Below are 26,772 nucleotides of genomic sequence, written 5' to 3' on the forward strand. Positions count from 1 at the left end.
ATATGGATTATGGTGCAGATGCAGCGTTTTTAGGTTCCTCCATTACCATATCCATCGTTGTTTTTGGCTTTTTACTCTGTCCTCCGAGGCTGGCGATTAACACCCCAACAATCACAATTGCTAATGTTACAACCTGAATGGAGGAGGGACGTTCTCCATTTAATAAGAATGCATAGGTGACACCAAAAATAGGAGACAGTACCGTTAAACGTCCGATGGTGCGAGAATCTAAGTTGTTAACGGATGCATACCAAAGAAACTGGGCAAATACAATTACAATCAATGAATAGATTGCCATGAGAATCCACAGCTGACCACTAAAGGCATCTCCAAAGTGATCTGGACCAAAGAGGCGTATAGCGATAAAGAAAAAGAGAATTGACGATATAAAGTTGCGTGAAAATACAACAACGGGTAATGTGGCGGTTTTGGCAATCATCAAACGATTGACCAAGGAGGTGGCTGCAAATACCACTGTCGAAAGCAGAATATATAGATCACCTTGATTAACTTGGAAATTGCTAGTTTTCAGGGCAATGGTGATGACGCCAACTACAATGAGAGAAAACCCCAACCATTCGAGGTTGCGAATCTTTTTACCCAGTAACATAGCACCGACTAAGGCAAATAAAACAGGTCCCAATCGCCCTAGTAAGACAGCATTCGTGACCGTGGTGTATTGCAATCCGGTAAAAATCAATCCAGATAGTAGTGTGGCTAAACATCCATTCAGGATGAGTCCCGCCATGACCATCGGCTTGAGCGCTTTGAAGTCGTTGAGAATATTGCCAAAGCCAAACCAGAAGCCTACCACCAGTGAGGCACAAAAGTTGCCCACAAACAGCACATTACAGAAGGATATTGCATCAGCAATGCCGCCGCTCAAGACAGCTGCCTGGGCTACTAAAAAGGCAATCAGGGATGGACGCGATGCAGCCAGGGCACGGGAGGCCACCAGCATGATTTTGGGGTTGGCAAAGTTGGGTTGGTGAGCCGGAATTTCACTCATTACAGGAAGTTAGGATCGGTGACAGCTTAGGCAAGAGTGTACTAAATTCCATAGGGTTAGAGATGAGCTAATGCTGAACTGAGATGAAATAATGCCAGTAGTTAAGCTTATATTTTGTGAGCGATCGCAAAGGATATAGTTTGCTCAGTTTAGGGGTGTTTTAGACCATTCATACAGAGTCAATAAGCTGAGCAATGTTCAGTCTATGATCAACACTTAGTGAGTGTAGAGTGCTAGCTAGACCCATGAGCCGAAAACGGATTCGCTATCAATGGTTTCAGGATATCCCCCGTAACGTAACGCGGCGTGAGTATGAGCAATACCAGTTGCGTAATTTCGCGACCATTGCTTTGGGGGGCATGGCCGCATTGATGGCCATTGGTGGGATATCTGGACTGACGCTACAAACGTCGCGGAAACTGGCTGAGATTGAGGCAATGTCAGTTGAGGATGCCGTTGCCTATGGGGGCGATCGCATCGAGCTGATCCAACTAGAGGGCTATCTGGTGACGGATGACCCTTTGGTGATGCCAGATGATGAGGCCCAGAAAGTGATTCGCGGTCGGGTGAATCTGGTGGCCAGAGCTGACACGGACTCTGATACGACAGACCCCGAGGCACTTGTGCGGCGAGAAACGCTGTTTGAGTGGGAAGAGACAGCAGCGTCTGTCTTGTTGTCCGATGGCGATCATCGTATTCCCTTAGCCTTTGACCTGGCTGTGTTGCCGATGGAAGATGATTCTTTTGGATTCTCTCCTCGTACGGTTCGAGAGGGAGAGTCTTCTAGAGTTAGCCGTCCTGTTGCGATTGAATATGGTGATGAGGTTTATCCATTACCTTTAGAACAGTGGGGGGAGGTGGATAGTGTGTTTAAGGATTTTGAACGAGAGACATTGCCCTATGGACAGTCGGTAGTAGTCGTTGCAAGTTTGGAGACAACGGTTGACGGTAATCGACTGATTGATCCCCTAGGTAATCGGTTACAGGTGCTGATGGGGACTGGAGAGGAGATTCGTCGGGAAGGGCAGCAGGCGCGAGTGATGTTTTTGCTGTTACCGATACCGTTAGGGTTTGCCAGCTTTAGGCTGGGAAAATCAGCGCGGCAGTTGCGACAAGGGTTTATTGAGCGGTCTAACCAGTAAAGAGGACTGCTGCACTACCGCACGAACTAATGGGATAGTTGCCTAGTCAGTATTGATAGGCCATACTGGTTGACCTTGTAGAATAGATGTACTTTCGAATAATTCGGTCAGTACGTGATTGGGTGCAGACATTCATGTAAAAATTCTATGTCACGCTAGTTCCAGTTGATTTGAGAAACGACAACTGCTGTCAGAAACTGCGTTGATTGTTATGCTAGATAAGAACTTGGTTGGACGACACCATATTCTCCGGTTGTGAGAATCGTATTACGATGTGTCGTCGGTTTTAAGAACCATTGACTTTTTGCTATTGACGCTGTGATTAAGGGGCTGATGAAACGACTTTACAGGATTATTCTGAGCTGTGTGCTGCTAGTGGTATTAACTCTCTTTGCTCCAATCCATGCTGAGGTGGCTGCTCTAACAATAGAGCCTGTTATAACCGAGGCCAAGGCTGGGTTTCAGAAGCCGGATGTCGATGCGTTGAAGGCCATGCTGACAGAGCAACAGTATGCCGTTACCCAGCAAGATGACACCGAACCGCCCTTTAGAAACGATTACTGGAACAACAAAAAGCCAGGTATCTACGTTGATGTGGTATCTGGAGAACCGCTTTTCTCGTCTCTAGATAAGTTTGCATCGGGGACAGGCTGGCCCTCATTTTTTCAACCGCTTGAATCTGTCAATGTTGTTGAGCGAAAAGATCGGTCATTTTTCATGGTCCGGACTGAGGTGCGCAGTCGCCAGGCTGATTCCCATCTGGGGCATGTTTTTGAGGATGGGCCAGCACCAACGGGGCGGCGTTACTGTATTAATTCGGCGGCGTTACGCTTTATTCCATTGGTTGATCTAGAAACGGAGGGATATGGTCAGTACGTTGCCAGCTTTGAGGCTGATGATATCTAGCTGTCCATGGAGTCTAAGTAACGAAACCCTCTTAAATTCATTTGCTTGTAACCAACGCCCGCTAAGGCAGCTGGGGTAGTCATCTAGAAGATAGGACCATCAACGATGCGGCTACTCCGCCTGCCAAGGACAACAACCAAAATAGTTTGATGATTTGAGGATTCGTTGGGTTACCCCGCAAGCAGCCTGGATGTTTGACTAGCATTGTAGTCGAGATACTTACTGCCGAACTTGCCTTCGAGGTAAGTCTCTTCGGGAAGAATGGCTGTGATCTGGACAAGTAGGCAAGAAAGCGTTGTTGGATTAAGCTTACCCTGCCCACAGACAATCCCCTGCGCTAGGCTTTCAACACATTCTGCCATGCCTTTGCTGCTACTGCCTTTGCATCCATTTCGATCAAGTTCCCGTGTGCAATAATGATACGTTCAAATTCCCATGAGAGAATTTTTTCTAGCCCTTTTCTCACGATCTCTTTGTTACCCCATCCCAGCTGATATTCAGGCGCGGGTTTAGGGGTGTTCCACATGTGGAATACGACTTTCCACCAGAATTTCAATAGAAGACCTGCTTCATGCGTATAATTATCGCCAATGTTCTCCAATAGATCCACAAGAATGAGTGTTCGGGTTGGTTTGTGGAGAAAGGCGACTTCGTTCATAATACGTGTGCCTTGGATAACGACCTGCTCGAAATCTAACGCCCAACGCGGATCGGGTCGGTTTCCCAAGATCCAGTCAAAACTGAGATCAGCGCGCTTCTTTTCCAGACCTGGGCAGAGAAAGGTTTCAGCGTTGGGGTAATCGGCTTGGAGGTCGGAGACATGGAGGTGGTGAAAGTTGCCGGGGGCAATAATGTAAGCGACTTCGCCGAGTTGATCAATTTCTGATTTGAGGAGTGCATCCAATTTGCACGGGCTATGTAGCCACAGTTTGCCATCGTTTAGCCTCACTATGGTCATACGGCTGAAGAGATCCATTCCGCCGAAACGGATGCCATACTCCACAATGTAAATCGTGCCCGGAACATACTCATCTATTGAATAGGCCATGATGGCGATCCCTCAGTCGGTTTTTCATAGCGATGCCGAAACTCACTTGACACGTTCACGGCTTCATATTCGAATTCTTGCACTCCGAGACTTGGTACGGCGCTGCGTGTTAAAGCAAGTCTCTCCCGAACTCCTTACTGGTGGCGTATTTCAAATTTCTTTCGGAATGAAGTTTGAGGAAGATGGCCCAGTTCCTGTTCCCGAAACTGACTCAGCGAGCGAGCGTGTGATTGGTCAGCTAGTTGCAATCATCTACAACAGTATGATTGACGGCACTTGGGCGCGGTTCAAATGCTGTGCGCTGCCTACATGTGGTTGGGCTTATTACGATACGACCAAGAGTCGGACTAAGCGCTGGTGTTCGATGCGAACTTGTGGAGCTCGAAGCAAGGCTAGGCGATATTACGAACGGCCTCGATAGTTGATTAGGTGGCTGACAGCAATTTATCCTGCGTGCTGATGTTTGGTTAGATCTTGCACCCTGCGCGATTGTTCTTCCGTGGCTTCCGAGACTTTATCACATAGCACCAAGCATTTGTACTATTACTGCGGAGGAACTTTGGAGCTCAACGGCGGTAGTAACTTTAGCCTCTTATCAACTGCTTACGCTCCGCCGTTGCAACGCAGTGTTGGGCTGCTGATAAATACAGGTGGAGATTTAACCCTCTAGAAGATTAGAGGTGCAAGCAAAGGTTGAACCTCCTCAATCAGTTCTTCTGGTACAGTTTCAACGAATTGAACTTTACGAGCTTTCCAATCCAGACACTTGATTTGATCAGCAAGTACCACCCCTTGAACCTGTAGCCCAGGTGGTAAAAGAACTTCGAAGGGATACCCTTTCTGCTGTCTAGTAACAGGCATAAACAGTGCTAAGGAGCTTTTAACGTTGTAACTACGAGGCGAAACCACCAGAGCAGGTCGATGTCCTCGCTGTTCATGCCCTTTAGTTGGATCAAAGTCTAGATAAACAATATCTCCTCGCCCTGGGGTATAGCGTTCTGTTGGATTTACCAAGCTTCATTCCCCACAGCCACACCACTTTCCACCTCAGAATGCAAATTTTCTGGTGTAATACCAGCGACTAATTCCTCCAAGGAATAACGCCTACGAGGTTTGGGTTTGACTACCAAGTTACCATCAAGCACCATAAGCTCGACTTCAGTACCTTCAGTTATCTGAATTTCTTTGACAATGTATTGGGGAATCCGAAGAGCTAAGCTATTACCCCACTTAGCAACCATTGCAACCATAGGAGCTCCTTGCATCTAGGGCGTTTAAACTATCACAATCTAATCTTTTAGATGTAGATACACTGTATCTACATCATAGTCGCTGATCACAATCTTTGGCAATAGTTAAAACGCATCAAACATGAGGTTCGAACTGCCTACAATCATCTAAAAGGTTTACTTACAGTATTGCTGAAGCTGTTCACTGTATGCCACCAAATTCATGTACCTCATGATGCTGACCATTGAAATGATCACGGCAACAGTGTTGATAGCCCATAATATCTTGGCTCTATGCCAAAACCTGATACACATACTAAATCCCAGTATCAAAGCTGTTGTTAACCAAATTATCCACATGCTGAGTGCGGTGAAAAGCTCGCCAACGGTATCACAGTCTGGAACAAATATGCTTGAACCTGTGTATTGGTTGGGCGCAAGCAAAAGCGCCCAAAATGCCCACCATAGCAACCACAGTAGCAGAGGAATCTGAAGCAGAAAAGGTGTTCCGGTGCAGCGAGGTTGTTATGTCGCGATAACTAGCTAAAAGCAGGAAGACAAAATTAGACTCAAGATGAACTTCAGTGGCAGAATTATGCAATTGCTTGCTGCTGCTGCTGCTGCTTTACGAACGATAAACCTGCAGTTAGAGCTTGTAGGCGATCATCCATCCAATGATCATTGGGAATAAGTTTGTTGATTCCCAGCGTTTCTAACCGACGTTTAACTTTACCCGTTGCCCCTACGACAAGTACCTCTCGACCCTCTTCGGTGGCTTCTTGAATGGCGTTTTCGATGGCTAAAGAAGAAGTGACGCCTAAAACCGGAACTTCTCCGAGGTCAACAATGAGTACATCATAGGAGTCAATAGCATCATGCTCTCGGGAAATAGCCTTGGCTACGCCAAAAATCATCGGTCCACTGAGATGGAACAGTAGCACCCGACCATTGGCTGAATCTAACACCTGCTGTTCTTCCGGTGTCATCACAATTTGGTCATCTGCATCCGTAATCGCTTTTACCGATTCAGATTGCATTTCATCTAGACGGGCAATGGTCAGAATATTGGCAATAAACACACCTACGCCGACTGCTACCATCAAATCAACAAAGACCGTCAGTGCCACGACGCTATAAACAATTCCAGCTGCCTTCCAGGAAATCCGATGAACTCGCTTAAGAAAACCCCAGTCGATGATATCGATGCCCACCTTTAAGACAATGCCGGCCAACACTGCTAATGGAATTCCTGATGTCAAGGGAGCCGCCCACAGTACGACCACAAATAGAATTAGGGCACGGCTAAGGCCAGATAATGCTGTACGGCCTCCGCCTTGAATATTCACGACCGTAGCCGTCGTAGCTCCTGAACCTGCAATGCCGCCACAAAGACCGGTAATGATGTTAGCAATTCCCTGACCAATCAATTCTTTATTGGACTTGTGCTGAGACCGGGTCAAACTATCCGAAACCAAACAGGTTAATAGACAGTCAATGGAGCCGACCATGCCTAGGATCATGGCATTCACAAATATGAGCCTTAAATTACCAGGGGTAAACGTCGGCAGTTGCAAGGTTGGTAAACCTGGCGTGATTTCTCCAATTGTGGCAATGGTGCGAATATCGATATCCCGCAAAAGCGTCAATGATACTAGCGTTCCGATGACCAAAGCCACCAGTTGAGGGGGTACTACTTTCTTGAGATTGTTGGGATAGAAAAACAAGATCACTAAGGTCAGAATGCCTAAGGCTGTTTCCCAGGGATTTAAATTGGCGATTAGACTAGGCAAATTGTTAATCACGCCAATGACCCCACCTTTGGGGGCTTCTTGACCGAGAAAGGGCGCAGTTTGCATAAAGATTAAAATCACGCCAATGCCAGTCATAAATCCTGAAATGACGTTGTAAGGCAGCATCGTAATGTATCGCCCTAGCTTCAGCAGCCCAAAGCCAATCTGAAACACTCCCGCCAGCATGACCACGGTAAACGCCATGGCTAAGCCATTTTCAGGATCGCTGGCTGTGGTTTCAGCAATGACCGCAGTAATAATCACCGTCATTGGCCCCGTTGGCTCAGAAATCAGGCTGGGGGTACCACCAAATAAGGCAGCAAAAAAGCCGACCAAAATGGCCCCCCATAACCCTGCAGATGCCCCAGCACCAGAGGCAATACCCAGTGCTAATGCCAAGGGTAGAGCAACGACTGCAGCTGTCAGACCGCCTAAAACATCGCCTCTAACATTATTGAACTTGATACGATTCGTGATTGGCATAGGTTGCTTTTGGATGAAAATAGGGCGAGTTTGACCTAAACCGAGTGGGACTGAAACTCGCAAAACAGCTGTGTGTCTGCAACATTCAGATGAAGTTTAGCTACTTCATCATCTCCCGTTTTGGCTAAGGTCACAATGCGCAAGTTGCTGCCGCTAGCTTTTTCTAGATGCTGGAAATGAATGATTAACGAGTCAACGGGCATGTCAATTAATTGTCTCGCTGGGTAGAACCATCAGCCTGGACGAGAGAATTAGGCATGCAATTTCTGTACTGAAGCGCTTGTGTGTTGAAACTATCGAAGACACGTTGGTTCTGCAACATTTGTTCCGCAAGAGAGACGCTTCATGACTGACTCTTCTCGGCTTTCATAAGTAGAGTTGTTTGAGTAGAGTCGACAACAACTTTCCTATGACGCTTTCTCAAAAAATAACAAATGTTGCTGAGGCAGCCGTTCATCTGTTTTTATCCAGGTGAGTCCCACAGCAGCCATTTCTTTTTTGGCTTGTTTTTCACTCATCTTGTGTAGGCGCTTGATCATAATTAACGGATTCTCTGCCCGATATTCTGCTAGCACTACACGACCGCCAGGCCTCAACCCGGCTACCACCGCTGTCATCACCTCCCGAGGGGATGCAAACTCATGGTATGCATCCACCATGAGTACCAAATCCACCTGCTCAGATGGCAAATGAGGATTATCTTCTTCTGCCTGAATTGTTTGCACATTAGTAAGGCCCTGTTCATCGCCAGCTGCTTCTAACCGCTGAATCATCTCTGGCTGTAGGTCTACTGCCAAGATCTGTCCATCAGGCACTTTTCGAGCCATGCGAAAGCTTATATAGCCGGTGCCTGCACCGATATCGGCCACTGTATCCGTTGGACTCAGACCCAGGGCATCCACGGCCATATCAGGTCGTTCCTCTGTTTCGCGGCTAGGACGCTCTAACCAATAGGCTCCCTGGTGACCCATTACCTGGGAGATTTCGCGGCCCATGTAGACTTTGCCGATGCCGTCACTGCTGGGCTGTTTGTAGCTGTAAATGCTATTGACGGTGCTGATATCAGCCTGGGTGCAGCCCAGACAGAAGATTGCAATTAATAAAGGAATCAGACGACGTAGCGATACGAGCACCATAGCAATTGGTAAAAAATAATGTAGGGGCGTTCCATGGAACGCCCCTACATTGTGATGTAATGCCCGTATTAATGGGTATTTGGGTTTTTTAACGCTTCGCCTTCGCCCTTTTCGCTTCCAGGTTAAACAATACTTGCAGCGTTTCCATGGCTTGCTTGCGGGACTCAGCATCTTCCTGCGCCCGTAGTTGGGTCATGGGGTCATGCAGAATCTTGTTGACAATGCCACGGGATAGGGCCTCAACTACACTGCGGTGCTTGTCAGAGAAGTCTGCACCCAGACGAGATAGGGCTTTTTCTAGCTCTTGCTCGCGGATAGCTTCTACCTTAGTGCGTAGACTGCTGATGGTGGAGACAGTATCCAGGGAACCAAACCACTTGATGAATTGTGCTAACTCCTGCTCCAGAATACCTTCAGCTTCCTGGGCCATCTTGCGACGGCTTTCCTGGTTCTTGGCCACGACTTCCTTGAGGTCATCAACGGTGTAAGCCTTCACTGCATCGAGTTCCTCTACGTTCTTATGAACATTACGGGGAACAGAGATGTCAAAAAGGCTTAAAGGACGACCGGCCAAGCAAGGCTTAACGTTGTCATGATGCAGCACAGGCTCTTCTGAGGATGTGCAGGTAAAGACGACATCAGCTTTGGTGACAGCGGCTTCCATGATGTCCATGGTGCCGGTCTTGATGTTCACATGGCTGTATTCAGCGGCTAGATCATCGGCTCGCTTGATGCTGCGGTTAAGCAAGGTGATGTTTACAGCTCGCTTAGAGACTAGGTGTTTCACTAACAGGCGACCCATTTTGCCTGCGCCGATGATGGTGATATGGCAATTGGTAAAGTCAGGCACCTTCATCTGAGCAAGTTCAGCAGCAGCAGAACTGACAGAAACTGCCCCTGTACCAATGCTGGTCTCGGTACGTACGCGCTTACCAGTTTTAATGGCATCTTTAAACAGGCGGCTTAAAATGCGACCTACGCCCTTGTACTTCTGGCTTTCTGCTAGGGCGTGTTTCACCTGAGCTAAAATCTGGCCTTCACCCAGTACCAAGCTATCTAGACCGGAGGAGACGCGTAGCAGATGCATGATGGCATCTTGCTGAACCAAGATGAAGAGGTGGGGACGCAGGTCTTCGATGGATAAATCACCATATTCGGCTAGAAACTGAGTGACTTCGCGAATGCCGTTTTCAGTGTTGCTTAAGACTATGTGGAGTTCTAGACGATTACAGGTGCTGAGGATGGAAACTTCTTTGACGTGAGGATAGCTGGTGAGTCTTGCGATCGCACCTTCAACCTTAGGTGTGGGAATACTGAGCTTTTCCCGAACCTCGACTGGTGCAGTCTTATGGCTAAGGCCAATAACGGCAATATTCATTCTTCCTCCAAAAAAGATCCTTTATTAAATGCCCGACGTGCCGGACGATCGCAGTAAAAGTAAATGTCTTCAACAGTCATGAAATAAGCGCTTTAGCGATACCGTGCTAAATGCGCTACCTATTGAAACTAGAGAAAAACGGACCCCCAACTCAAGGTTTCTCAACAAAAGTCCATCATTTGGTGCTAACCGTTACCAAATGACACATAGACATAAGAACACCCTAGCCATTTGTCAACAGCTAGAGTGTTTTTAAAATATGTAAGGTGCGTGGTAACGCACCTTACCCATGGGTGACTTAAGGCCTAAAACTACTTCAGGGAAACGTAGCTGGGGTTTTCAGCCATGTGGATGGTGTCCACAAAGCGAGCAGTCTTGGACTGGTTGGAAATTACCAGGGTCTGAGTCCGAGCACCGCCCTTGAAGAAGCGAACGCCATTCATCAATAGACCAGGCGTAATACCACAGCCAGCAAATAGGACAGTCTCACCGCAGGCGAGCTCTTCAGCGCTGTAAATCTTATCGGGATCAGTGATACCCATTTCATTCAGTCGAGCCAGGTTAGCTTCCTTGCTCTCACCGATGAGGCCGGTCTTAACAATGGCAGGATCGTAGATTAGCTGACCCTGGAAGTGACCGCCCAAGCAGCGCATGGCAGCAGCGGAAATGACACCCTCAGGAGCTGCGCCAATACCCATCAGAGCATGGGTGTTAGTACCGGAGAAACCACAGGAGATAGCAGCAGAGACGTCACCGTCGCTAATGAGGCGAACGCGGGCACCCGCATCACGGATTTCCTTAATCAGGTCGTCGTGGCGTGAACGCTTCATCACCACAACGACAAGCTCGTCGATGGCGCGGTCCAGGCACTCAGACAAAATCTTCAGGTTCTCAGTGGCAGACTTGGTGATGTCTACCTTGCCCTTAGCAGCTGGGGGGGCAGCTAGCTTGTTCATGTAGAAGTCAGGTGCTGCAAACAGACCGCCCTTCTCAGAAATAGCCAATACAGCCATGGAACCGGGCTGACCATAGGCACAAAGGTTAGTACCTTCGCAAGGGTCAACGGCAATGTCGATTTCGATTAGCTCGTCAGGGTTGCAAACCTCGTCAGCATTGGGCTGGGTACAAACACCCACTTCCTCGCCGATGTAAAGCATGGGAGCATCATCACGCTCACCTTCACCAATCACGATCTTGCCGCGCATGTGAATCTTGTTCATGCGCTCACGCATGGCTTCTACAGCCACCTCGTCAGCGATATCCTTTTCACCCTTACCCATCCAGCGAGCAGATGCGATCGCAGCCTGCTCGACAACTTCAATAATTTCTAATCCGAGGGTACTTTCCACTGCGTATTTCCTCCAAACTGCCTGCTGTTATTAAGGCGGCACTGCTGATTGTCGGCGCATCTGTGGCGGGCACTGATAGCCCATCCTCCAGAATCGTTCCTAGAACCACCAGTGGCATTAAGACTATATGAGCGCCTTTAATAGCTTCAGAATATCAGACCGAGGGGGCACCTTTCTTACTGTCTAGGCCACTCCAAACGGTTGATTCAAGCTCCCTGCGCGCAATGTGTGGCATACAAAAATGGTCTAAGCATCCCCTATTAAAGAGCCTAAAGCCTTAGCTCATCAGAGGTTGGGAATAAGCATTTGTACTTATGCCTTGCACCATGATTTTGGCTTCACGTCCGAATTCAGCTGTCAAAAAAATATTCATGTGACGTATTAAGTTGCCTTGATACCAGAAAAACAGCTGACGATGCTAGTCTATTGAAACTAGCGGCGAACGCAGGCAGCACTTATGGAATGGCACGTCACGGATGCAAGGAGCTTACGCATAATCGATCAGGAAATTGGTCAGCATACATTTGCTCCAGCCGAATATGAGATAGTGCGTCGAGTGATTTACGCTACAGCAGACTATGAATATAAGGATTTAATTCAATTTTCTGATCAGGCCCTCCCATCTGGAGCTGCTGCGTTGGCAGCGCGTACTACAGTCGTTGTCGATGGTCCCATGGCTCAGGCTGGCATTACCCCCAGGCTGCAAAGTACCTTTTCCAACCCGGTGTACTCCGCTATGGATGCCATTACGCGACCTCAAAAAGATCAGTCTCGGGCCGCCTGGGGCATTGAAACCCTGGCAAAGCGTTATCCAGAGGCAATTTTTGTGATTGGCCATTCTCAACCAGCCCTGGATAGTCTGGTACAGCTGATTGAAACCGATGTGATTCGGCCTGCTTTGGTGATCGCTACACCTGCGGGGTTTTTGGAAGCAGAGGTGACTAAATCTCGGTTAAAAGACAGCTTAATGCCAAGCATCTGTATTAGTGGCCGTAAGGGCAGCACCGTCGTCGCTGTGGCCATTGTGAATGGGCTGATTGATTTGGCTTGGAAGGCCTATGGTGGTAAGCAACGGGGATAATTGGTGCTTGAACGGGCAATGCTGGACGGTGGGCCCTGCCCGCCCTACCTGACCTACTTGACCAAAACCTCCATTCGTTCGGCGATCAAGGCATAAAACGGATCGCTACTGGCCATGCCCATCATTTGCAGAATGGGATTGATGGGGGGACCCTGGTTGGCAATGACTTCAGGTTGACTAAAGCCTTTGACTGACGCGAAGTAGCTTTTGACGAGGGCAATGTGGTGAGCATCGCTGCTGTCGCGCCAGGCTGAGATCGCTTTTTGGTAAAACATCCGATTAGAAAAGCTGACAATGGCGATGCCACCGGGCTTGAGGACGCGATAGATTTCAGCGAAAACAGTTTCAGGCTGTTGCAGATACTGCACGGATACGGTGTTGAGTACGGCGTCAAAGGTGCAATCCTTAAAAGGCAGCGTCTGATTGTCGTTTAAATCCTGGACAAAGTAATGATCGAGTCTGGGATTTTTGGCCAGTTCCTCGGCATTCATACCGTGGCCTTCTACCTGCGCAAATTGCATATCCGATGGCAGATGTGATACCCAACTGCTCATCATGTCTAGAATGCAGCTGTTCGGGGTGAGTCGTTCCTGATATAACTCAGTCAGCTGCTCAATAAACCGTTCGTCCACATGGGTTACAAAACGGGGGTGTTCGTAGAACAAAGTATCGTTAGATTCGTCAAGTTTCTGACGCTGACTAGCGGCAAGCATAAATGTGAAGTCGTATTCGAACAGCAGGCCAAACTACATCCAGTTCTAAACGTTGCTTTGGTGGCAATGATCATAGGGTTCTGGATGTGGTTACATTTATTTTCTAACCTACTTCCGGGTTTCTATGGATTCTTTACCGCTACTGCTGTTGATCTTTGTGCTTGGCCTGGCCACGTTGGTTAAAGCCTCTGATTTTTTTACTGATGCTGCTGAAAAACTAGGTCTTGCCATGGGGTTACCCCCCTTTATTGTGGGCGTAACCATTGTCTCCATGGGGACGTCGCTACCGGAATTATTGTCCTCATTGTTTGGCATCTTTCAAGGGGCAGCGGAAGTCGTGGCGAGTAACGTCATTGGTTCTAACATTGCCAATATTTGCTTGGTGGTTGGTACGGCGGCCATCATGAGTACTAAAATCTTGCGGGTCATGTATAACCTGATCAGCGTCGATCTGCCGTTGTTTGTGGGGTCAGCATTTCTGTTCTCCTTGATGGCCTCATCAGATCAGACGTTTACCCGTGGAGAAGCGCTGATTCTTGTCATTGGCTACATTGTCTATCTGTTTTACATTCTCAAGAGTAGTGATGAAGCCACTGATGATTCTAACCAGGAGGCTGTGGATCCATCTGCCCCGGCCTTTACGACAGCTCAGTTAATGAGGGAGGTGCTGATCCTGGTGCTCAGCGGAATTTTTATATTTCTAGGGGCCAACTATACGATTGACTCGTTGATTCAAATCTCTGATCGTCTCAATATTGGCAGAGATATTATTGCCATTAGTGCTGTTGCCCTGGGAACATCATTGCCTGAGCTGATGGTAACCATTAATGCCGCCCTTAAGGGTAAGGCAGAGTTAGCGGTGGGTAATGTGATTGGGTCCAACATTTTCAACATTTTTGTAGTCGTGGGTATTCCTGGGTTAATTCGGCCACTGCCGGTATCAGATGCGATTCTTACCCATAGTGTGCCAACGTTATTGGCGGCCTCATTGTTGATGTTTTTTATTGTTCAAGACAACAAGATCACCATTTGGGAAGGGTGGTTATTTATCATGTTGTACATCTGGTTTATGGGCACTACATTTCAGGTGATCTAGGCCAGGTGATCTAGGCGGTCTCGATAGAGACTGGCGGTTTGGGAGGCCTGGTCGAAGATCTTGTCTAAGATAAAGTAAGACCGCTTCGATCTAACTGCTTCGATCTATCTAATGCACTATGGCGACTCTGCAAGACCGGCCTCTGCAAGGGGCTACCCCACGACAATCTGCGAGAGCCTCTTGGACATGGGGACTGATTGCGATCGCACTTTTCCTCAGCGTTGATATCCTCACCTATTTTGCGGCAGAAGGTCTGTGGTTTCGCTCAGTTAACTATCTGGATGTTTTTTGGCTGAGGCTACGCACCCAGGTGGTGTTGGGCACAATGACGTTTTTAGGCAGCTTGTTATTTGCCGGTCTAAATCTTTGGCGAGCCCGGCAGCTGAGTTTTGATGACTATTGCATTGTTCCCAGTGCTGAAAATCGACGCAGAGGCATTGGTTTAGGGCGGCTACTGCCCCTGGCCATGGGGTTGGCACTGCTGCTTTCAGTTTCTTTGCTGTATCACGGACAGCTAGCCCTGACCCGCTGGCATTCCATTGCGGCTGACCCCCTGCCCACTTTGCCCCTGTGGCTGAATGTGGATACTGGCTGGCGGATTATACAGCAGCTTATGGCTCAACCCTGGCAGTTGGGGCCGCTGATGGTCATTATGTTGGGGGTGATGATTTATCCAGGGGTGGGCAGTGCGATCGCAACTTTGCTCCTCAGCCTTAGCTTTAGTTTGGTCCTGTCCTCTAAGTGGTCACGGGTACTGCCAGCCCTCAATCCCACCAGCTTTGAACAATCTGATCCCCTGTTCAATAACGACATTAGCTTTTACATTTTTCGCCTGCCTGTGCTAGAGCTGGCAGAATTCTGGCTGTCTGGCCTGTTTTTATTTACGTTAGTGGCGGTTGCCCTGATTTACTTGTTAGCAGGCAAACGTCTCAGTCAGGGACGATTTCTAGGTTTCTCTGCCCGACAACAGCGGCACCTGTATATCTTGACAGGTCTACTGCTGTTAACCACCAGCATTAACCATTGGCTGAATCGGTATGAGCTGCTTTACTCTCGCCAGGGGGTGACCTACGGCGCTAGCTACACCGATGTCATGGTGGATTTGCCAGTACAGACAGCCCTGAGCATCATTACCCTGAGTTTGGTGGTCATAGCATTTAGTAGATATCTCTTTGGGTTTGCCAAACATCGATCCAGGTTGAGAGTCCCCTCCTTTGCAATTCTGATTGCGACGTATTTAACGGTTGCTCTACTGGGTGAAACCCTGGCTCCCTGGTTAGTGCAACGCTTGGTGGTGCAGCCCAATGAATTTCAGCGAGAGCGGCCTTATATTGAGCGCTCCATTGCGTTTACCCGTGATGCGTTTAACCTTACCGATATTCAAGAAGAGAGTTTTAATCCTCAAAATAATCTCACAGTCGAAAAGCTAAACAATAACGATCTGACGGTGCGCAATATCCGAGTTTGGGATACGCGCCCCCTGCTTGAAAGTAACCGGCAGTTGCAACAGATTCGCTTGTACTATGAATTTTTCGATGCTGATGTAGATCGCTATACCCTGACCAAGAGTGACGGCACCACCGAACGTCGTCAGGTGCTGATCTCTGCCCGTGAACTCAATTATGAGCAATTAGAAGATACGGCTCAAACTTGGGTGAACAGACACCTCAGCTATACCCATGGCTATGGCTTCACCATGAGCCCGGTGAATACGGCAGCCATTGGCGGTCTGCCAGATTACTTTATTAAAGACATTGCCCATGTGCCCAGTAATGAAGATGTTGCCCGCAGCATCCCCATTGGGCAGCCACGAATTTACTTTGGCGAATTAACTAACAACTATGTCATGACTGGTACTCGGGTGCCCGAACTGGACTACCCAGGGGAAAATGACAATGTTTATACCACCTATGCTGGTACCGGTGGCATCTCGCTGGGGGCTTGGTGGCAGCGATTGCTGTATTCCAAGCATCTCAGCGACTGGCAAATGTTGTTTACCAACGATTTTACCGCCGATACAAAACTGTTGTTTCGGCGCAATATTCAAGAGCGTGTCAAAGAAATTGCACCGTTTCTGCAATTTGATGGCGATCCCTACCTGGTGGTGGCCGATGCCAATGCCCAGGCCGCCTCTGATACCTCTAATCCGATCGATCCCGAGGGTAGCTATCTCTATTGGATCATCGATGCCTATACCACGAGCGATCGCTATCCCTATTCAGACCCCGGTGGCCAACCGTTTAACTATATTCGAAACTCCATCAAGGTGGTGGTGGATGCCTTTAATGGCTCAGTCTCGTTTTACGTTGCTGATGCCACTGACCCCATTATTCAAACCTGGGCTGAATTGTTTCCCAAAATGCTTCAACCTTTAGAATCAATGCCTCCGGCGTTGGTCGCCCACATTCGCTATCCCGAAGACTATTCCCTGGTGCAGTCAAATCAGCTGTTGGTCTATCACATGACCAACCCACGTATTTTTTATAACCGCGAAGATACATGGCGAGCCCCGAATGAAATCTATGCCAATGAATCTCAGGTGGTAGAACCCTACTATTTGATTATGAAACTGCCCAAGGAAGCGGAAGAAGAATTTGTTCTGCTCCGGCCATTTACCCCATCGCAGCGGAACAACCTGATCGCGTGGCTCGCATCGCGTTCCGACGGCAATCAGTATGGTCGGATGTTGCTCTACCGCTTTCCTAAGCAGGAACTGGTGTACGGCCCTGAGCAAATCGAAGCCCGGATCAATCAAGATCCAGAAATCTCTCAGCGGATCTCCCTATGGAATACCCAAGGCTCACGGGCCAATCAAGGCAATTTGCTGGTCATTCCCATCGAAGAATCATTGCTGTATGTAGAGCCGTTATATCTAGAAGCTGAACAAAACCGGTTACCAATTTTGGCCCGTGTGATTGTGGCGTATCAAAATCGTATTGCCATGGCAGAAACCCTGGAGCAATCTTTGCAGGCAATCTTTAATCCTCAGCGTTCAGGGGGCTCGACGATTTTACGAGACTTGAATGCCGAGCTTTTGAACTAGTACCCCGATGGCAGAAATTTAGCAGCCTATGGCATCCCCCATCCACTCTCCACCCATCCTCCCATCGACCCATCCACATTTGATAATGGACAAACGTACGCCATAGAGTCCCCGTGAGCTATCAAGTTTCGACCGCGTCAACAATTCAAGTAACCTTTGATAAAATCAATCCAATCAATAGAGGTTGCCTATCGTTTTTGGAGAAATTTGCCTTAACCATTCAGGCTCCTATAAGGAAAGTGCGATATATACAGTTTTGGAGGTTGTCAATCATAGAATGGTAAAGGTGAAAACTATCAATTGTGATTTTGCCGGATGTTGCTCGACCCTCATGTAAGCGTGCTTAAGGCTCCTTTATTTTTGATATGCATTCTCGACAGAGCCTCATCGAAATCTTTTCAACCTTTATTGAATTTCGGTCAGATCGCTTTAATCGTTGGGTAGTAGATCCTAGATTGCGGAGAAATTTTGAGCAGCACCAAGATCAGTTGGCCAATACGGAGCCTTCAGAAGATTTTTGGTCACTTTATTGGCATTCACGTTGGAAAAAGCAGCCAGACGATATTGCGCTTGGGCATCTAGCGGCCTATTTGCAGGAAGCCTGGTACTGGTCTGCTCAGCGGTCAATGCGCATGCTCAGCCGCACCTCGTATCGATTGTCTGACTGTTTTCAGCTGGCCAATATAGATCTAGCGAAAGTTTTAGCAGGGTATGATCCCCGACGCGGTGCCAGCTTAAAGGGGTATGCCAGAATTGTCTATGCTTCTTTGATTAGGGATACGCTACGCCAGCGTCAAGAAGCGGATATTTGTACCGTGTGGACGCTTTTGCGGCGGGTGAGTAAACAGCGCATGGTAGAGGCATTGCGCCATGCCGGATTATCACCTACGGCGATTGCCCAGTATCGGTTGGCCTGGGTTTGCTATAAAACCCTCTATGGTGCTGCCAAAGCCCATAATCGTAAATTGCGAGCACCGGATCGGGAGCAGTGGATTGCGATCGCAAACCTTTACAACGCCGAACGGCTCATGCAGCTATCTGAACCCGGAGCTGTCCTGACACCAGCAGACCTGGAGCAACGGTTGGCCCAATGTGCTGCCTGGGTGCGGGAATACATGTACCCGACTGTCCAATCATTAAATGTCCCCAGCCCTAACCGAGAGGTGGGTGAACTCCAGGATGAGCTTTCTGACTCACTGCAATCATCACTTATTAACGCCATTATTGAGCTAGAAGATGGTCAGCAGCGCCAGATGCAGCAGGCTCACATCAACACAGTCCTGATCGCCGCTATCGGTAAATTGACCCCAGATAACCAGGCGATGCTGCATCTGTACTATGGTGACGGCTTGACCCAAGTACAAATTGCCCAGCAGCTAGATATTAAACAATACACAGTGTCCAGGCGTTTGACCCGTACCCGCGAAAACTTACTGCGGGCCTTGATAGCCTGGGCCAAAACCATGCATATTTCGCCTTCGCCAGACCTAATCACCAACATGAGTGTTGCCCTGGAAGAATGGCTGACGGTTCACCACCGCAATCAGTCTTAGATTACTAGATTAATAACCAACCGTTGCCAGCGATGGAGTTGCGCGCATGAGCCTCACATTTGCCCAGCCTACTGAATGGTGGCTAGAAATCCCACCCAATATCCAAACCCAATGTTGGCAAGCCAGGGAGACCTTAGTCACGCCTGGTCGTCGTGAGGAATTCTATCTAAATCAGCTTTGCCTGCGGGTGTTTTTACCCTGGTTTCAGCAAGAATATGCCCGAGAGACATCCATCTGGCCCAATGTAGATAGCTTGCCGAATATTTGGGAAATGGTGAGCGGTAGCTGTCTGACCATGGGGGCTAAACGGCTGGTGCTACTCCCTTCAGAGACATTGGATACAGGCGGATTAGACATTCCTCAAGAATGGGTAGATATTCCAGATTGGGCCGCCGATTATTATTTAGCAGTCCAAATTGATTTAGAAAACCACTGGCTCAGGGTGTGGGGCTATACAACCCACCAGCACATTAAAAAAGTGGCTGATTACGATGGGTGCGATCGCACCTATTGTGTGTCAAGCCAGGACCTAAAACGCGATCTCAATGCCTTCTGGAATATCTGTCAATTTTGTCCAGATGCTGACACTCGGGCGGTGATACCGCCGTTACAGCCCTTATCTCCCGCTCAGGTAATTCAAGCCATGCAACAGTTAAGCCAACCCAATACAGTATTTCCTAGACTCATGCTCCCGTTTACCCACTGGGCGTCGCTAATCCAGGGTGAAGACTGGCGTCAGCAGCTATATCAGCGACGCATGGAAAACCAGCAAGCAAAGTTGGTTAAGGCCACGACAAACCTGAGCCAGTGGTTGCACAACCTATTTGGTGAAGACTGGCAACCCCTTGACTCATTTTGGGGCTTGCAGCATCCTGCCTTTGCATACAACATGCGACGGGCCAGAGAGTCTAAAGGATTTTGTGCACCAAGAATTAAATTCGTTACATTAAATGCTGAAGTAGAACCCCAGACGGTAGCATTACTGATGGTGTTAAATTCAGAGTCCGATGGGCGTATGGGTGTGCGGGTACAGGTACATCCAGCCGTTGAGAATAATCATGTGCCGACTGATCTCATTCTCTCTATTTATTCCAAAGATGATGAGATATTGCAGTCTGTTCAAGCCCGTACTCAAGAAGACTACATGCAGTTACCGTATTTCAGGTGTCAGCCGGGTACTCAGTTCCGTCTTCAAATTGACCTTAGTGATGACACCTTTAGCGAAACCTTTTCGGCTTAATAGATTCTCTGAGATGCTTCTATGAATCCACTGGTTGTCTTAAATTTAGGTCCAGGGAATTGTCAAACAGGCATTAACAGCGTTAATGCCCAGCTCTTATTTCCAGATAGTGAGCTGCCTGTACAATACCGTGGTCGTGGTAGTCTGCCTGCGGCTAAAAATCTCCCTGAGCTTTACGAGCAATGGCGTCGTCTGTATGAAGCCTTGAATAACCGCTTTCGCTCGCGGCTATCGGCAAAAGATCTGATTGAATTTGAACCAGAACCCATTACTAATGTTTCCAGGGTCGACTTGCTAGAGTTGAGTGAGCGTTTAGAGGGGGAAATCAATCAGTGGCTAAATTCTCCTGGCTTTCGTAAGATCGATCAGCAATTACGGGTGAAACTTGATCCTAAAGAGAATGTTAGGGTCATTATCGAAACGGACGATCCTCTAATTCAGAAATTACCCTGGCATCTCTGGCGATTTTTTAAGGATTACACCAAAGCAGAGGTGGCTCTGAGTTCTCCAGAGTATGAGGTTGCCAGCCAGACCACCACGGCCATCAGTCGTCGGATGAGAGTTTTGGTGGTTTTAGGGCATAGTGAGGGGATCGACACTCAAGTCGATCGCCTGATGCTTGAAGATGTTGATGCTGACACTATTTTTTTGTCGAACCCTAACCGAGCTGAATTAGACCGACAGTTATGGGATGACAAGGGCTGGGATATTTTCTTTTTTGCTGGCCACAGCACGAGCCATGCCGTTGATGAGAAGGGCAAATTTAAGGAGCAGCTGTTTCTAAATTCGGATGAAAAGCTCTCTATTGATGAATTGCGGAATGCTCTGAGTGCATCTATTAGCCGTGGTCTCAAACTAGCTATTTTCAACTCCTGTGATGGTTTAGGTTTAGCGCGGGCGTTAGCTGATCTAAATATTCCTCAGCTGATTGTGATGCGAGAGCCGGTGGTTGATCCGGTGGCCCATGCGTTTTTAGAGAACTTTTTACAGACCTTTTCCCATGGAGAGGCGTTCTACACTGCCGCTAGATATGCCCGAGAGAAACTACAGGGGTTAGAGGGAAAATATCCCGGTGCCAGCTGGTTACCTGTGATTTTTCAGAACCCAACGGAAGCGCCGATTGTTTGGACTAAAGGAGCAGCGCCACCTCAATCACAGTCGTTATTGCCCGAACAACGAGAACCAAAGCCCCAGCCAGTTAAGTCTAAGACATTATTGGATATTAACTGGCGTCATCTGTTGGTCACCAGCTTAGCTGTTACCCTACCGCTTGTCGGTGTCAGGGCCTTAGGGCTTTTGCAGCCGTTAGAGCTATCTGCCTATGACCATTTAATCCGGTCTCGGCCCGTGAACTGGGAGCAGCCTGCTGTTGATCAGCGTCTGCTGGTGATAGAAATTGATCAAGATGATACTGATAAATATGGCTATCCCATTAGAGATGGCGTGTTAGCTGCGGCATTGGACCAACTACAGCAACGCCAGCCTCGGGCCGTGGGCATTGATATGCATCGCTATCAGGTGAATGAACCTGGTCGAGAGGAGCTGCTTGAGCAGTTTGAAAAATCGCCTGATCTGATCACAGTGTGTTCTTTTGATCAGAATGATCGAGAGATTTTGGGGCATCCTCCTGAATTCTCTCGTTATCAAGCTGAACATCAAGTGGGTTTTAGCGATCTCGAAATTGATGATGACTATCAGCGTAACCGTCCGGTTGTACGTCGTCACTTATTGTCTTACGACCCCCACTTAGGTCCTGTTTCGTCGGCTTGTTCCACACCCTATAGTTTGAGTCTCAATCTGGCCCTACGTTTTTTAAGAAAAGAGGGGGTGCAACCTCTGAATGCGAATACACAGCAGAATTGGCACTTAGGCCCTGTTGTGTTTAATCGGTTGGCTGTACGGACGGGTGGTTATCAGCAGTTGGATGGTCAAAGTAGTCAAATTTTGTTGAACTACCGATTTAAGCCTAAGCCTGCGCACCGCATTAGTTTTACGGACCTGCTGGAAGGACGATTTAATGATAATTTGATTCGCGATCGCATTGTGCTCATAGGGGTGACCGATCCCATTGCTAATGATATTCGTGAAACACCTTTTGGCACATTGCCAGGGGTCTGGGTTCATGCCCACGGGGTAAGTCAGCTGCTCGCGGCTGTCTTGGATGAGCGCCCCTTAATTTGGGTATTGCCCCAAGTCGGTCAGTGGCAGTGGGGGGACATGCTCTGGATTTGGGGATGGGCCGTTGTGGGCGGTGTGTTGGTGTGGTGTATTCGCCGCCCAGTGATGGTGTTACTGGTTGTGGGCGGGGCCAGTGTGGGCCTGCGTCAGGTTTGTCTCTTGCTTTTAGTGCAGGGGGGATGGGTACCCCTGGTACCCGCATTATTTGCATTAGGTGGAACTGCTGGAGTTTTGTTAGCGTATAAGCATGGTTATCTGCGCGTTATTACGAGTGCAGTGTCAAAGTTAACAATACGGGTTGGGTCCTGATAAAGAGTGCTGCGTCAGCCTTAGCGAAGCAATGCCTTTTAGGCTATTGCCTCCAGGGCGATGGGGTGAAGTGTGGCTCTTCATCCCTTTAGATTCTTTACCAGCTTTGCCTGAAATTTTCAGCTTGACAGACCATTAAACTACGGACTACTAAATCACTGTCGAATCGTTGGACCTGAAAACGTTCTAGATATAGAGGAGTTGATAAATGCGATCGCAAAACCGTTTAGCCCTCGTCAGTTTTGCATGGGTAGCACTTTTGAGCCCCCTGGGTTTCATGCCCATTGCTTCAGCTATTCCCAATCCGATTGACAATGGTCGTGGCCGGAAAGCTGAGCTACCCGATGCCCCATCAACACCACCACCATCGGGTAATCGCCAACCCGGCGGTAGCCTCAGCGGTGGTCCGGCGGTGTGTCCTCAAAAAAACCAGAAATTAACGGCGATTACCCCGGCCAATGTCCATGGCAAAACCCTGGCGGGATATCCCACAACCTTTTGGTTTTACATGCCCTATACCGTGGATGAGGTGGAGAGTGGAGAGTTTTCCATCTTGACTGAATCTGAAGATGATCGGGTGTATGAAACCTCATTTGAACTGCCTACCCAGCCAGGGTTTGTCAGTATCACGTTGCCAGCTGATATCGCCAATAGCCTGGAAGAAGGTCAGTATTATCACTGGTATTTGAATGTATCCTGTATTGCCAGTGACGAGGCTGTAAGCGACCTAAATATTGATGGCTGGGTACAGCCGGTGGCGGCGGCATCACCCGTGCAGGGCAATGCCCCATCGTCTGATATCTGGTACGACAGGGTTGACCAGGTTGCATCACAGCTGCAAACAGCGTCTCCCAATGATGGGGATATTAGACGTACCTGGGCTGACTTGCTAGAGTCCGTTGACTTGGGCGAGTTTACTCAATACCCGGTGGTCGGTCCAGTAACGTTGACAGATGGTTAGTTGACAGATGGTTAATTGCAAGGGGATTGAATAAATTGCTTTGAAACTGCCTAACCCTTGTGGGGGTGTTGCCTTGTGCACACCTTGCCCTAGGCAGTTGTGGGATCATTTGATTTTGTTAACGCCAATTGCCCACCAATACATAGGTGGCCCAAAGGTGGGGGGCACGATACCCCTGTGCAATCAGGGCCAGCTGAGCATTTTGTAATGCTTTTGCTCGGCTAGTGCCTGGCTGTTTTAGTTCCTCATAGAACCGGATCATCAAGGCTGTGTTGGGGATGTCCTGCGCTTCCCATAGGGTGGAAACGGTGCTGCGTGCCCCCGCCTGTACGGCAATGCCAGCCAGGCCCAGGATGGCTCGATTATCGCCGGTGGCGGTGGAGCATGCGCTTAGTACCAGCAGCTCGATGGGGGTTTCGCCCTGCACACTGGCCGATTGGATCAGATCCCCAAGTTCTTGACCACGGATTAGTTTTTGGTGGGCCACGATAAAGGTTTCTTCTGGATCGGAGCTAAAGACACCATGGGTTTTGATGTGAATGCCTGAGAAACCGCCCGTACTCAGCTGTTGCTGTAGTGCTTCTTGCTGAAAGTTTTCATTGGTTAGGGGGGGCTGGGGGCCAAACAGCTCACTGATTTTGTCTAACTCAGCATCGAGCTTTTCAATGGCAGGAAACTGTCGGTTTTCGATTTCCTGGGGGATGCCCACACCCCCTGTAAATACCCTGAGTTCTTTGGTCAGGGGTCTGGGGGTGAACAGTTCCAGCTCAGGGGCGATTGCGATCGCATACTTCTGCACCAGATATTGCTCCCCATCATTTAAAACCGCCATGGGAATATTTCGCAAAGTACCATCCAACACAAAGACCAGGGTTTTTATGTCAGAGTCCTGTAGCGCTGCCTCAATCGTTTCTGGAAACACCCACTTATAGATTTCTTTAGCAGCCTTTCTAACTTCAGGGGTGCGGTTGGGTGCATTACTGAGATCCCGCCGCAGCTGTTCTAACTTGGTTTCAGCCGTTTTCTGGGGGATCTCAAAATCAGCAAAAATCTTCTGCCCCTGAAGCTGTAGAATCACCGCAATCCGATCTGGCAAAATAATCGGATACAGAATCGCAGCATCGGTATCCGTCTCAAACTGGCTGATGGTGGTGGTGCTGGCTAAGTCACAGCGCAGAAAGTTTTCCAGCTCACTCAGCTGTAGGCTATCAATCTGTTGGATGGCAAGGTTCAATGTTTCGTCACTTAAGCTGGCCTGATCGCCATGGCTCAGCAATAACTCCACAAACTCACGATAAACAGGCTCAACATTATCCCGAAACGAAAATTGCACCTCGGCATCGATAAAGAGCAGATTTTTACGGACCTGTTCTAAGGTTTTGACGGCAGCATCATAGGCCTTAACAGCTTCATCCTGTTTGCCTTGTTTCCTTAACAAACGCCCCTGTTGCCATTCCCAACGATAGCGGCCATCTAGAAATTGCGTCTCATTGGTGAGCCACAGGGCTTTTTGGGTCAGCGCTTGAGCTTGAGGCCATTGCTGGAGCATTTCGTATAGCTCACCCCGCTGGCCAATGCCATAGGATTCTGCAATGGTGTCATCCAGGGCCTGGGCCTGTTGGATGGCAGTGACCAAAATTGCGTCAATATCTTGCCAGCTGGGAGTGCCTGTTTGGCTGATCTGAAGGTTCTTGGGCTGTGCCTCGCTGACCTGCATCAAGGTGGCTAAACTCTTGGCAAAGTTGAGTTGGGCATAAATAGCAGTGCGGCTGGGCGGTAGCTGGGGAATGGTGGATAGCAGATCTGGCCATAGGGCTTGGGCAGCGGACCATTCTTCAAGGTCTATTAAAAAACTGAGCCGGTTAAGATTGGCCTGCACCTGATTGAGTGATGCGGTTCCAGTGCTAGCAACTTCTTCATAGGCGGCAAGCGCTGCCGTTTGATGTACCAACGCCTCATCTTTTTTGCCAATGGCGCTGGCACTATCACTGAGGGCGCGTTCAGTATTGCCCAGATCCAGTAACACTGAGGACTTGAGCCTGGGTCGGTTAGCTGTCTTGGCGATGGCCAGGCTCTGTTGCAGGTTTTCCTGGGATGCCGTTAGTTCGCCAAACTGTCGTTGGGCATTACCCAAATGCCAGAATCCTGTGGCCGTTAATATGGGGTCCAGCGCTCCATTTTGCAAAATTTGAGAGATTTCCTCATTCAAAATGGTTTTAGATTGCACGTGCAAGCCTAAGGTTTGCAGGGCTTTTGCCTGGTTGATCAGACTCAGTAAAACACCTCGCTTATGGTCTGCCTGCCGATAAGCCGTTGTCGCCTCACGCCAGCTCAGTAGGGCGGCTTCCATATTGCCCTGGCCCCAATACAGGCGGCCCTGGGTGTTTAGGGCCTTGGCCAGGGTTTCTGAATAGGCGGCTGAATCGCTTGGGGTTTCTAGTAGGCTGAGACTTTGGGCAATTGTTTCGGTGGCTTGGGGCCATTGCCCCAGATGTTGGTGGGCCAGGGAGAGATTGCTAAGCAGTAGGGCCTGGGTAAGCGTGTCTGAGGTGGTTTGGTCGTTTTGTAAGGCCTGGCTCCAGCTGGTGATGGCGGCGGCGAATTGCTCTGATTCATATTGCCGGATGCCTGTTTGTAGGAGGGAGCTGGCTGAGGAGGTTTGGGCTGTTTGTTGGTTTGTGTTGTTCTTGAGGAGGCTACCGTGTATACACAGCTCGGCAGGGAGTTCAACATTCTGCATGACCCCCCTTAATCCCCCCTTGGTAAGGGGGGAAACTCCGGTCCTCCCCCTTACCAAGGGGGAGTTAGAGGGGGTTAGACAACCGCAAACGCTAGTATCCAATCCTTGTGTATACACCGTAGCCTTAGTAAGGGGGGAAACTCCGGTCCTCCCCCTTACTAAGGGGGAGTTAGAGGGGGTTAGACAACCGCAAACGCTAGTATCCAATCCTTGTGTATGCACCGTAGCCTTAGTAAGGGGAGAAACTCCGGTCCTCCCCCTTACCAAGGGGGAGTTAGAGGGGGTTAGACAACCGCAAATGCTAGTATCCAATCCTTGTGTATGCACCGTAGCCTTAGTAAGGGGAGAAACTCCGGTCCTCCCCCTTACCAAGGGGGAGTTAGAGGGG

22 protein-coding genes are annotated in these 26,772 nt (G+C 48.8%); 10 read left to right on the top strand and 12 right to left on the bottom strand.

Features of this window, described 5'->3' with window-relative positions; all coding sequences use genetic code 11:
• Positions 1-7: 7 nt before the first annotated feature.
• Complete coding sequence (locus DXZ20_RS32205; RefSeq protein ID WP_163702853.1) at positions 8-1,009, bottom strand: DMT family transporter; 1,002 nt, start codon at positions 1,007-1,009, stop codon at positions 8-10.
• 245 nt (positions 1,010-1,254) lie between these two features.
• Between DXZ20_RS32205 and DXZ20_RS32210 the strand changes: the two genes are divergently transcribed.
• Both DXZ20_RS32210 and msrB read left to right on the top strand, forming a co-directional pair.
• Positions 1,255-2,151 (top strand): hypothetical protein, encoded by an 897-nt coding sequence (locus tag DXZ20_RS32210; RefSeq protein WP_163671053.1) that lies wholly within the window; start codon positions 1,255-1,257, stop codon positions 2,149-2,151.
• 333 nt (positions 2,152-2,484) lie between these two features.
• Entirely contained in the window at positions 2,485-3,057 is a 573-nt protein-coding gene (gene msrB, locus DXZ20_RS32215) for a peptide-methionine (R)-S-oxide reductase MsrB (RefSeq protein ID WP_163702854.1), read from the top strand.
• A gap of 170 nt (positions 3,058-3,227) precedes the next feature.
• Here the strand turns inward: msrB and DXZ20_RS32220 are convergent, their stop codons facing one another.
• Together DXZ20_RS32220 and DXZ20_RS32225 are read right to left on the bottom strand one after the other, a co-directional pair.
• The gene (locus DXZ20_RS32220) at positions 3,228-3,419 is read right to left on the bottom strand and encodes a hypothetical protein (protein WP_163696640.1); all 192 of its coding nucleotides are present in this window, start codon (positions 3,417-3,419) and stop codon (positions 3,228-3,230) included.
• Positions 3,395-4,105 (bottom strand): DUF4336 domain-containing protein, encoded by a 711-nt coding sequence (locus DXZ20_RS32225; protein WP_163702855.1) that lies wholly within the window; start codon positions 4,103-4,105, stop codon positions 3,395-3,397. The genes DXZ20_RS32220 and DXZ20_RS32225 overlap by 25 nt, the downstream gene beginning before the upstream one ends.
• Positions 4,106-4,367: 262 nt before the next feature.
• On the opposite strand from DXZ20_RS32225, the gene DXZ20_RS38800 reads away from it, so the two are divergent.
• Positions 4,368-4,526 carry a CGNR zinc finger domain-containing protein gene (locus DXZ20_RS38800; protein WP_431732109.1) on the top strand — a complete coding sequence of 53 codons (159 nt, stop codon included), beginning with the start codon at positions 4,368-4,370 and terminating at the stop codon, positions 4,524-4,526.
• A gap of 245 nt (positions 4,527-4,771) precedes the next feature.
• On the opposite strand, the gene mazF is transcribed toward DXZ20_RS38800, so the two are convergent.
• From mazF to glpX, 7 genes are all read right to left on the bottom strand, one after another.
• Complete coding sequence (mazF, locus tag DXZ20_RS32235; RefSeq protein WP_163702857.1) at positions 4,772-5,119, bottom strand: endoribonuclease MazF; 348 nt, start codon at positions 5,117-5,119, stop codon at positions 4,772-4,774.
• The gene (locus DXZ20_RS32240) at positions 5,113-5,355 is read right to left on the bottom strand and encodes an AbrB/MazE/SpoVT family DNA-binding domain-containing protein (protein ID WP_163671058.1); all 243 of its coding nucleotides are present in this window, start codon (positions 5,353-5,355) and stop codon (positions 5,113-5,115) included. The genes mazF and DXZ20_RS32240 overlap by 7 nt, the downstream gene beginning before the upstream one ends.
• 572 nt (positions 5,356-5,927) lie before the next feature.
• Entirely contained in the window at positions 5,928-7,607 is a 1,680-nt protein-coding gene (gene bicA / locus DXZ20_RS32245; protein ID WP_163702858.1) for a bicarbonate transporter BicA, read from the bottom strand.
• 35 nt (positions 7,608-7,642) lie between these two features.
• Positions 7,643-7,810, bottom strand: coding sequence for a hypothetical protein (locus DXZ20_RS32250; RefSeq protein WP_163702859.1), 168 nt, complete (start codon positions 7,808-7,810; stop codon positions 7,643-7,645).
• A 204-nt stretch (positions 7,811-8,014) separates the two neighbouring features.
• Positions 8,015-8,743 carry a class I SAM-dependent methyltransferase gene (locus tag DXZ20_RS32255; protein ID WP_163702860.1) on the bottom strand — a complete coding sequence of 243 codons (729 nt, stop codon included), beginning with the start codon at positions 8,741-8,743 and terminating at the stop codon, positions 8,015-8,017.
• 88 nt (positions 8,744-8,831) lie between these two features.
• Positions 8,832-10,121 (bottom strand): glutamyl-tRNA reductase, encoded by a 1,290-nt coding sequence (locus DXZ20_RS32260; RefSeq protein WP_163702861.1) that lies wholly within the window; start codon positions 10,119-10,121, stop codon positions 8,832-8,834.
• A gap of 311 nt (positions 10,122-10,432) precedes the next feature.
• Positions 10,433-11,470, bottom strand: a complete 1,038-nt coding sequence (glpX, locus tag DXZ20_RS32265) for a class II fructose-bisphosphatase (RefSeq protein ID WP_163671062.1) — start codon at positions 11,468-11,470, stop codon at positions 10,433-10,435.
• 457 nt (positions 11,471-11,927) lie between these two features.
• Here glpX and DXZ20_RS32270 point away from each other — a divergent pair, with 457 nt between their 5' ends.
• Complete coding sequence (locus DXZ20_RS32270) at positions 11,928-12,551, top strand: precorrin-8X methylmutase (RefSeq protein ID WP_163671063.1); 624 nt, start codon at positions 11,928-11,930, stop codon at positions 12,549-12,551.
• Between the two features lie 53 nt (positions 12,552-12,604).
• Here DXZ20_RS32270 and DXZ20_RS32275 read toward each other — a convergent pair whose 3' ends face one another.
• On the bottom strand, positions 12,605-13,264 hold the full coding sequence (locus tag DXZ20_RS32275) for a class I SAM-dependent methyltransferase (protein WP_163702862.1): 660 nt from the start codon (positions 13,262-13,264) through the stop codon (positions 12,605-12,607).
• Positions 13,265-13,388: 124 nt separating this feature from the next.
• Here DXZ20_RS32275 and DXZ20_RS32280 point away from each other — a divergent pair, with 124 nt between their 5' ends.
• From DXZ20_RS32280 to DXZ20_RS32305, 6 genes are all read left to right on the top strand, one after another.
• Positions 13,389-14,360 carry a calcium/sodium antiporter gene (locus tag DXZ20_RS32280; RefSeq protein ID WP_163671065.1) on the top strand — a complete coding sequence of 324 codons (972 nt, stop codon included), beginning with the start codon at positions 13,389-13,391 and terminating at the stop codon, positions 14,358-14,360.
• Positions 14,361-14,478: 118 nt separating this feature from the next.
• Positions 14,479-17,403 (top strand): UPF0182 family protein, encoded by a 2,925-nt coding sequence (locus DXZ20_RS32285; protein ID WP_250566001.1) that lies wholly within the window; start codon positions 14,479-14,481, stop codon positions 17,401-17,403.
• Positions 17,404-17,768: 365 nt separating this feature from the next.
• The gene (locus tag DXZ20_RS32290; RefSeq protein WP_163702863.1) at positions 17,769-18,956 is read left to right on the top strand and encodes a sigma-70 family RNA polymerase sigma factor; all 1,188 of its coding nucleotides are present in this window, start codon (positions 17,769-17,771) and stop codon (positions 18,954-18,956) included.
• 46 nt (positions 18,957-19,002) lie between these two features.
• Positions 19,003-20,196 carry a DUF1822 family protein gene (locus DXZ20_RS32295; RefSeq protein WP_163702864.1) on the top strand — a complete coding sequence of 398 codons (1,194 nt, stop codon included), beginning with the start codon at positions 19,003-19,005 and terminating at the stop codon, positions 20,194-20,196.
• A 21-nt stretch (positions 20,197-20,217) separates the two neighbouring features.
• The gene (locus DXZ20_RS32300) at positions 20,218-22,683 is read left to right on the top strand and encodes a CHASE2 domain-containing protein (RefSeq protein WP_163702865.1); all 2,466 of its coding nucleotides are present in this window, start codon (positions 20,218-20,220) and stop codon (positions 22,681-22,683) included.
• A 208-nt stretch (positions 22,684-22,891) separates the two neighbouring features.
• Entirely contained in the window at positions 22,892-23,644 is a 753-nt protein-coding gene (locus tag DXZ20_RS32305; RefSeq protein WP_163702866.1) for a DUF928 domain-containing protein, read from the top strand.
• 118 nt (positions 23,645-23,762) lie between these two features.
• On the opposite strand, the gene DXZ20_RS32310 is transcribed toward DXZ20_RS32305, so the two are convergent.
• Positions 23,763-26,384, bottom strand: coding sequence for a CHAT domain-containing protein (locus DXZ20_RS32310; protein ID WP_163702867.1), 2,622 nt, complete (start codon positions 26,382-26,384; stop codon positions 23,763-23,765).
• Positions 26,385-26,772 lie beyond the last annotated feature (388 nt).

This window comes from Adonisia turfae CCMR0081 (assembly GCF_011009555.1).
Classification (GTDB): Bacteria; Cyanobacteriota; Cyanobacteriia; order Phormidesmidales; family Phormidesmidaceae; genus Leptothoe; species Leptothoe turfae.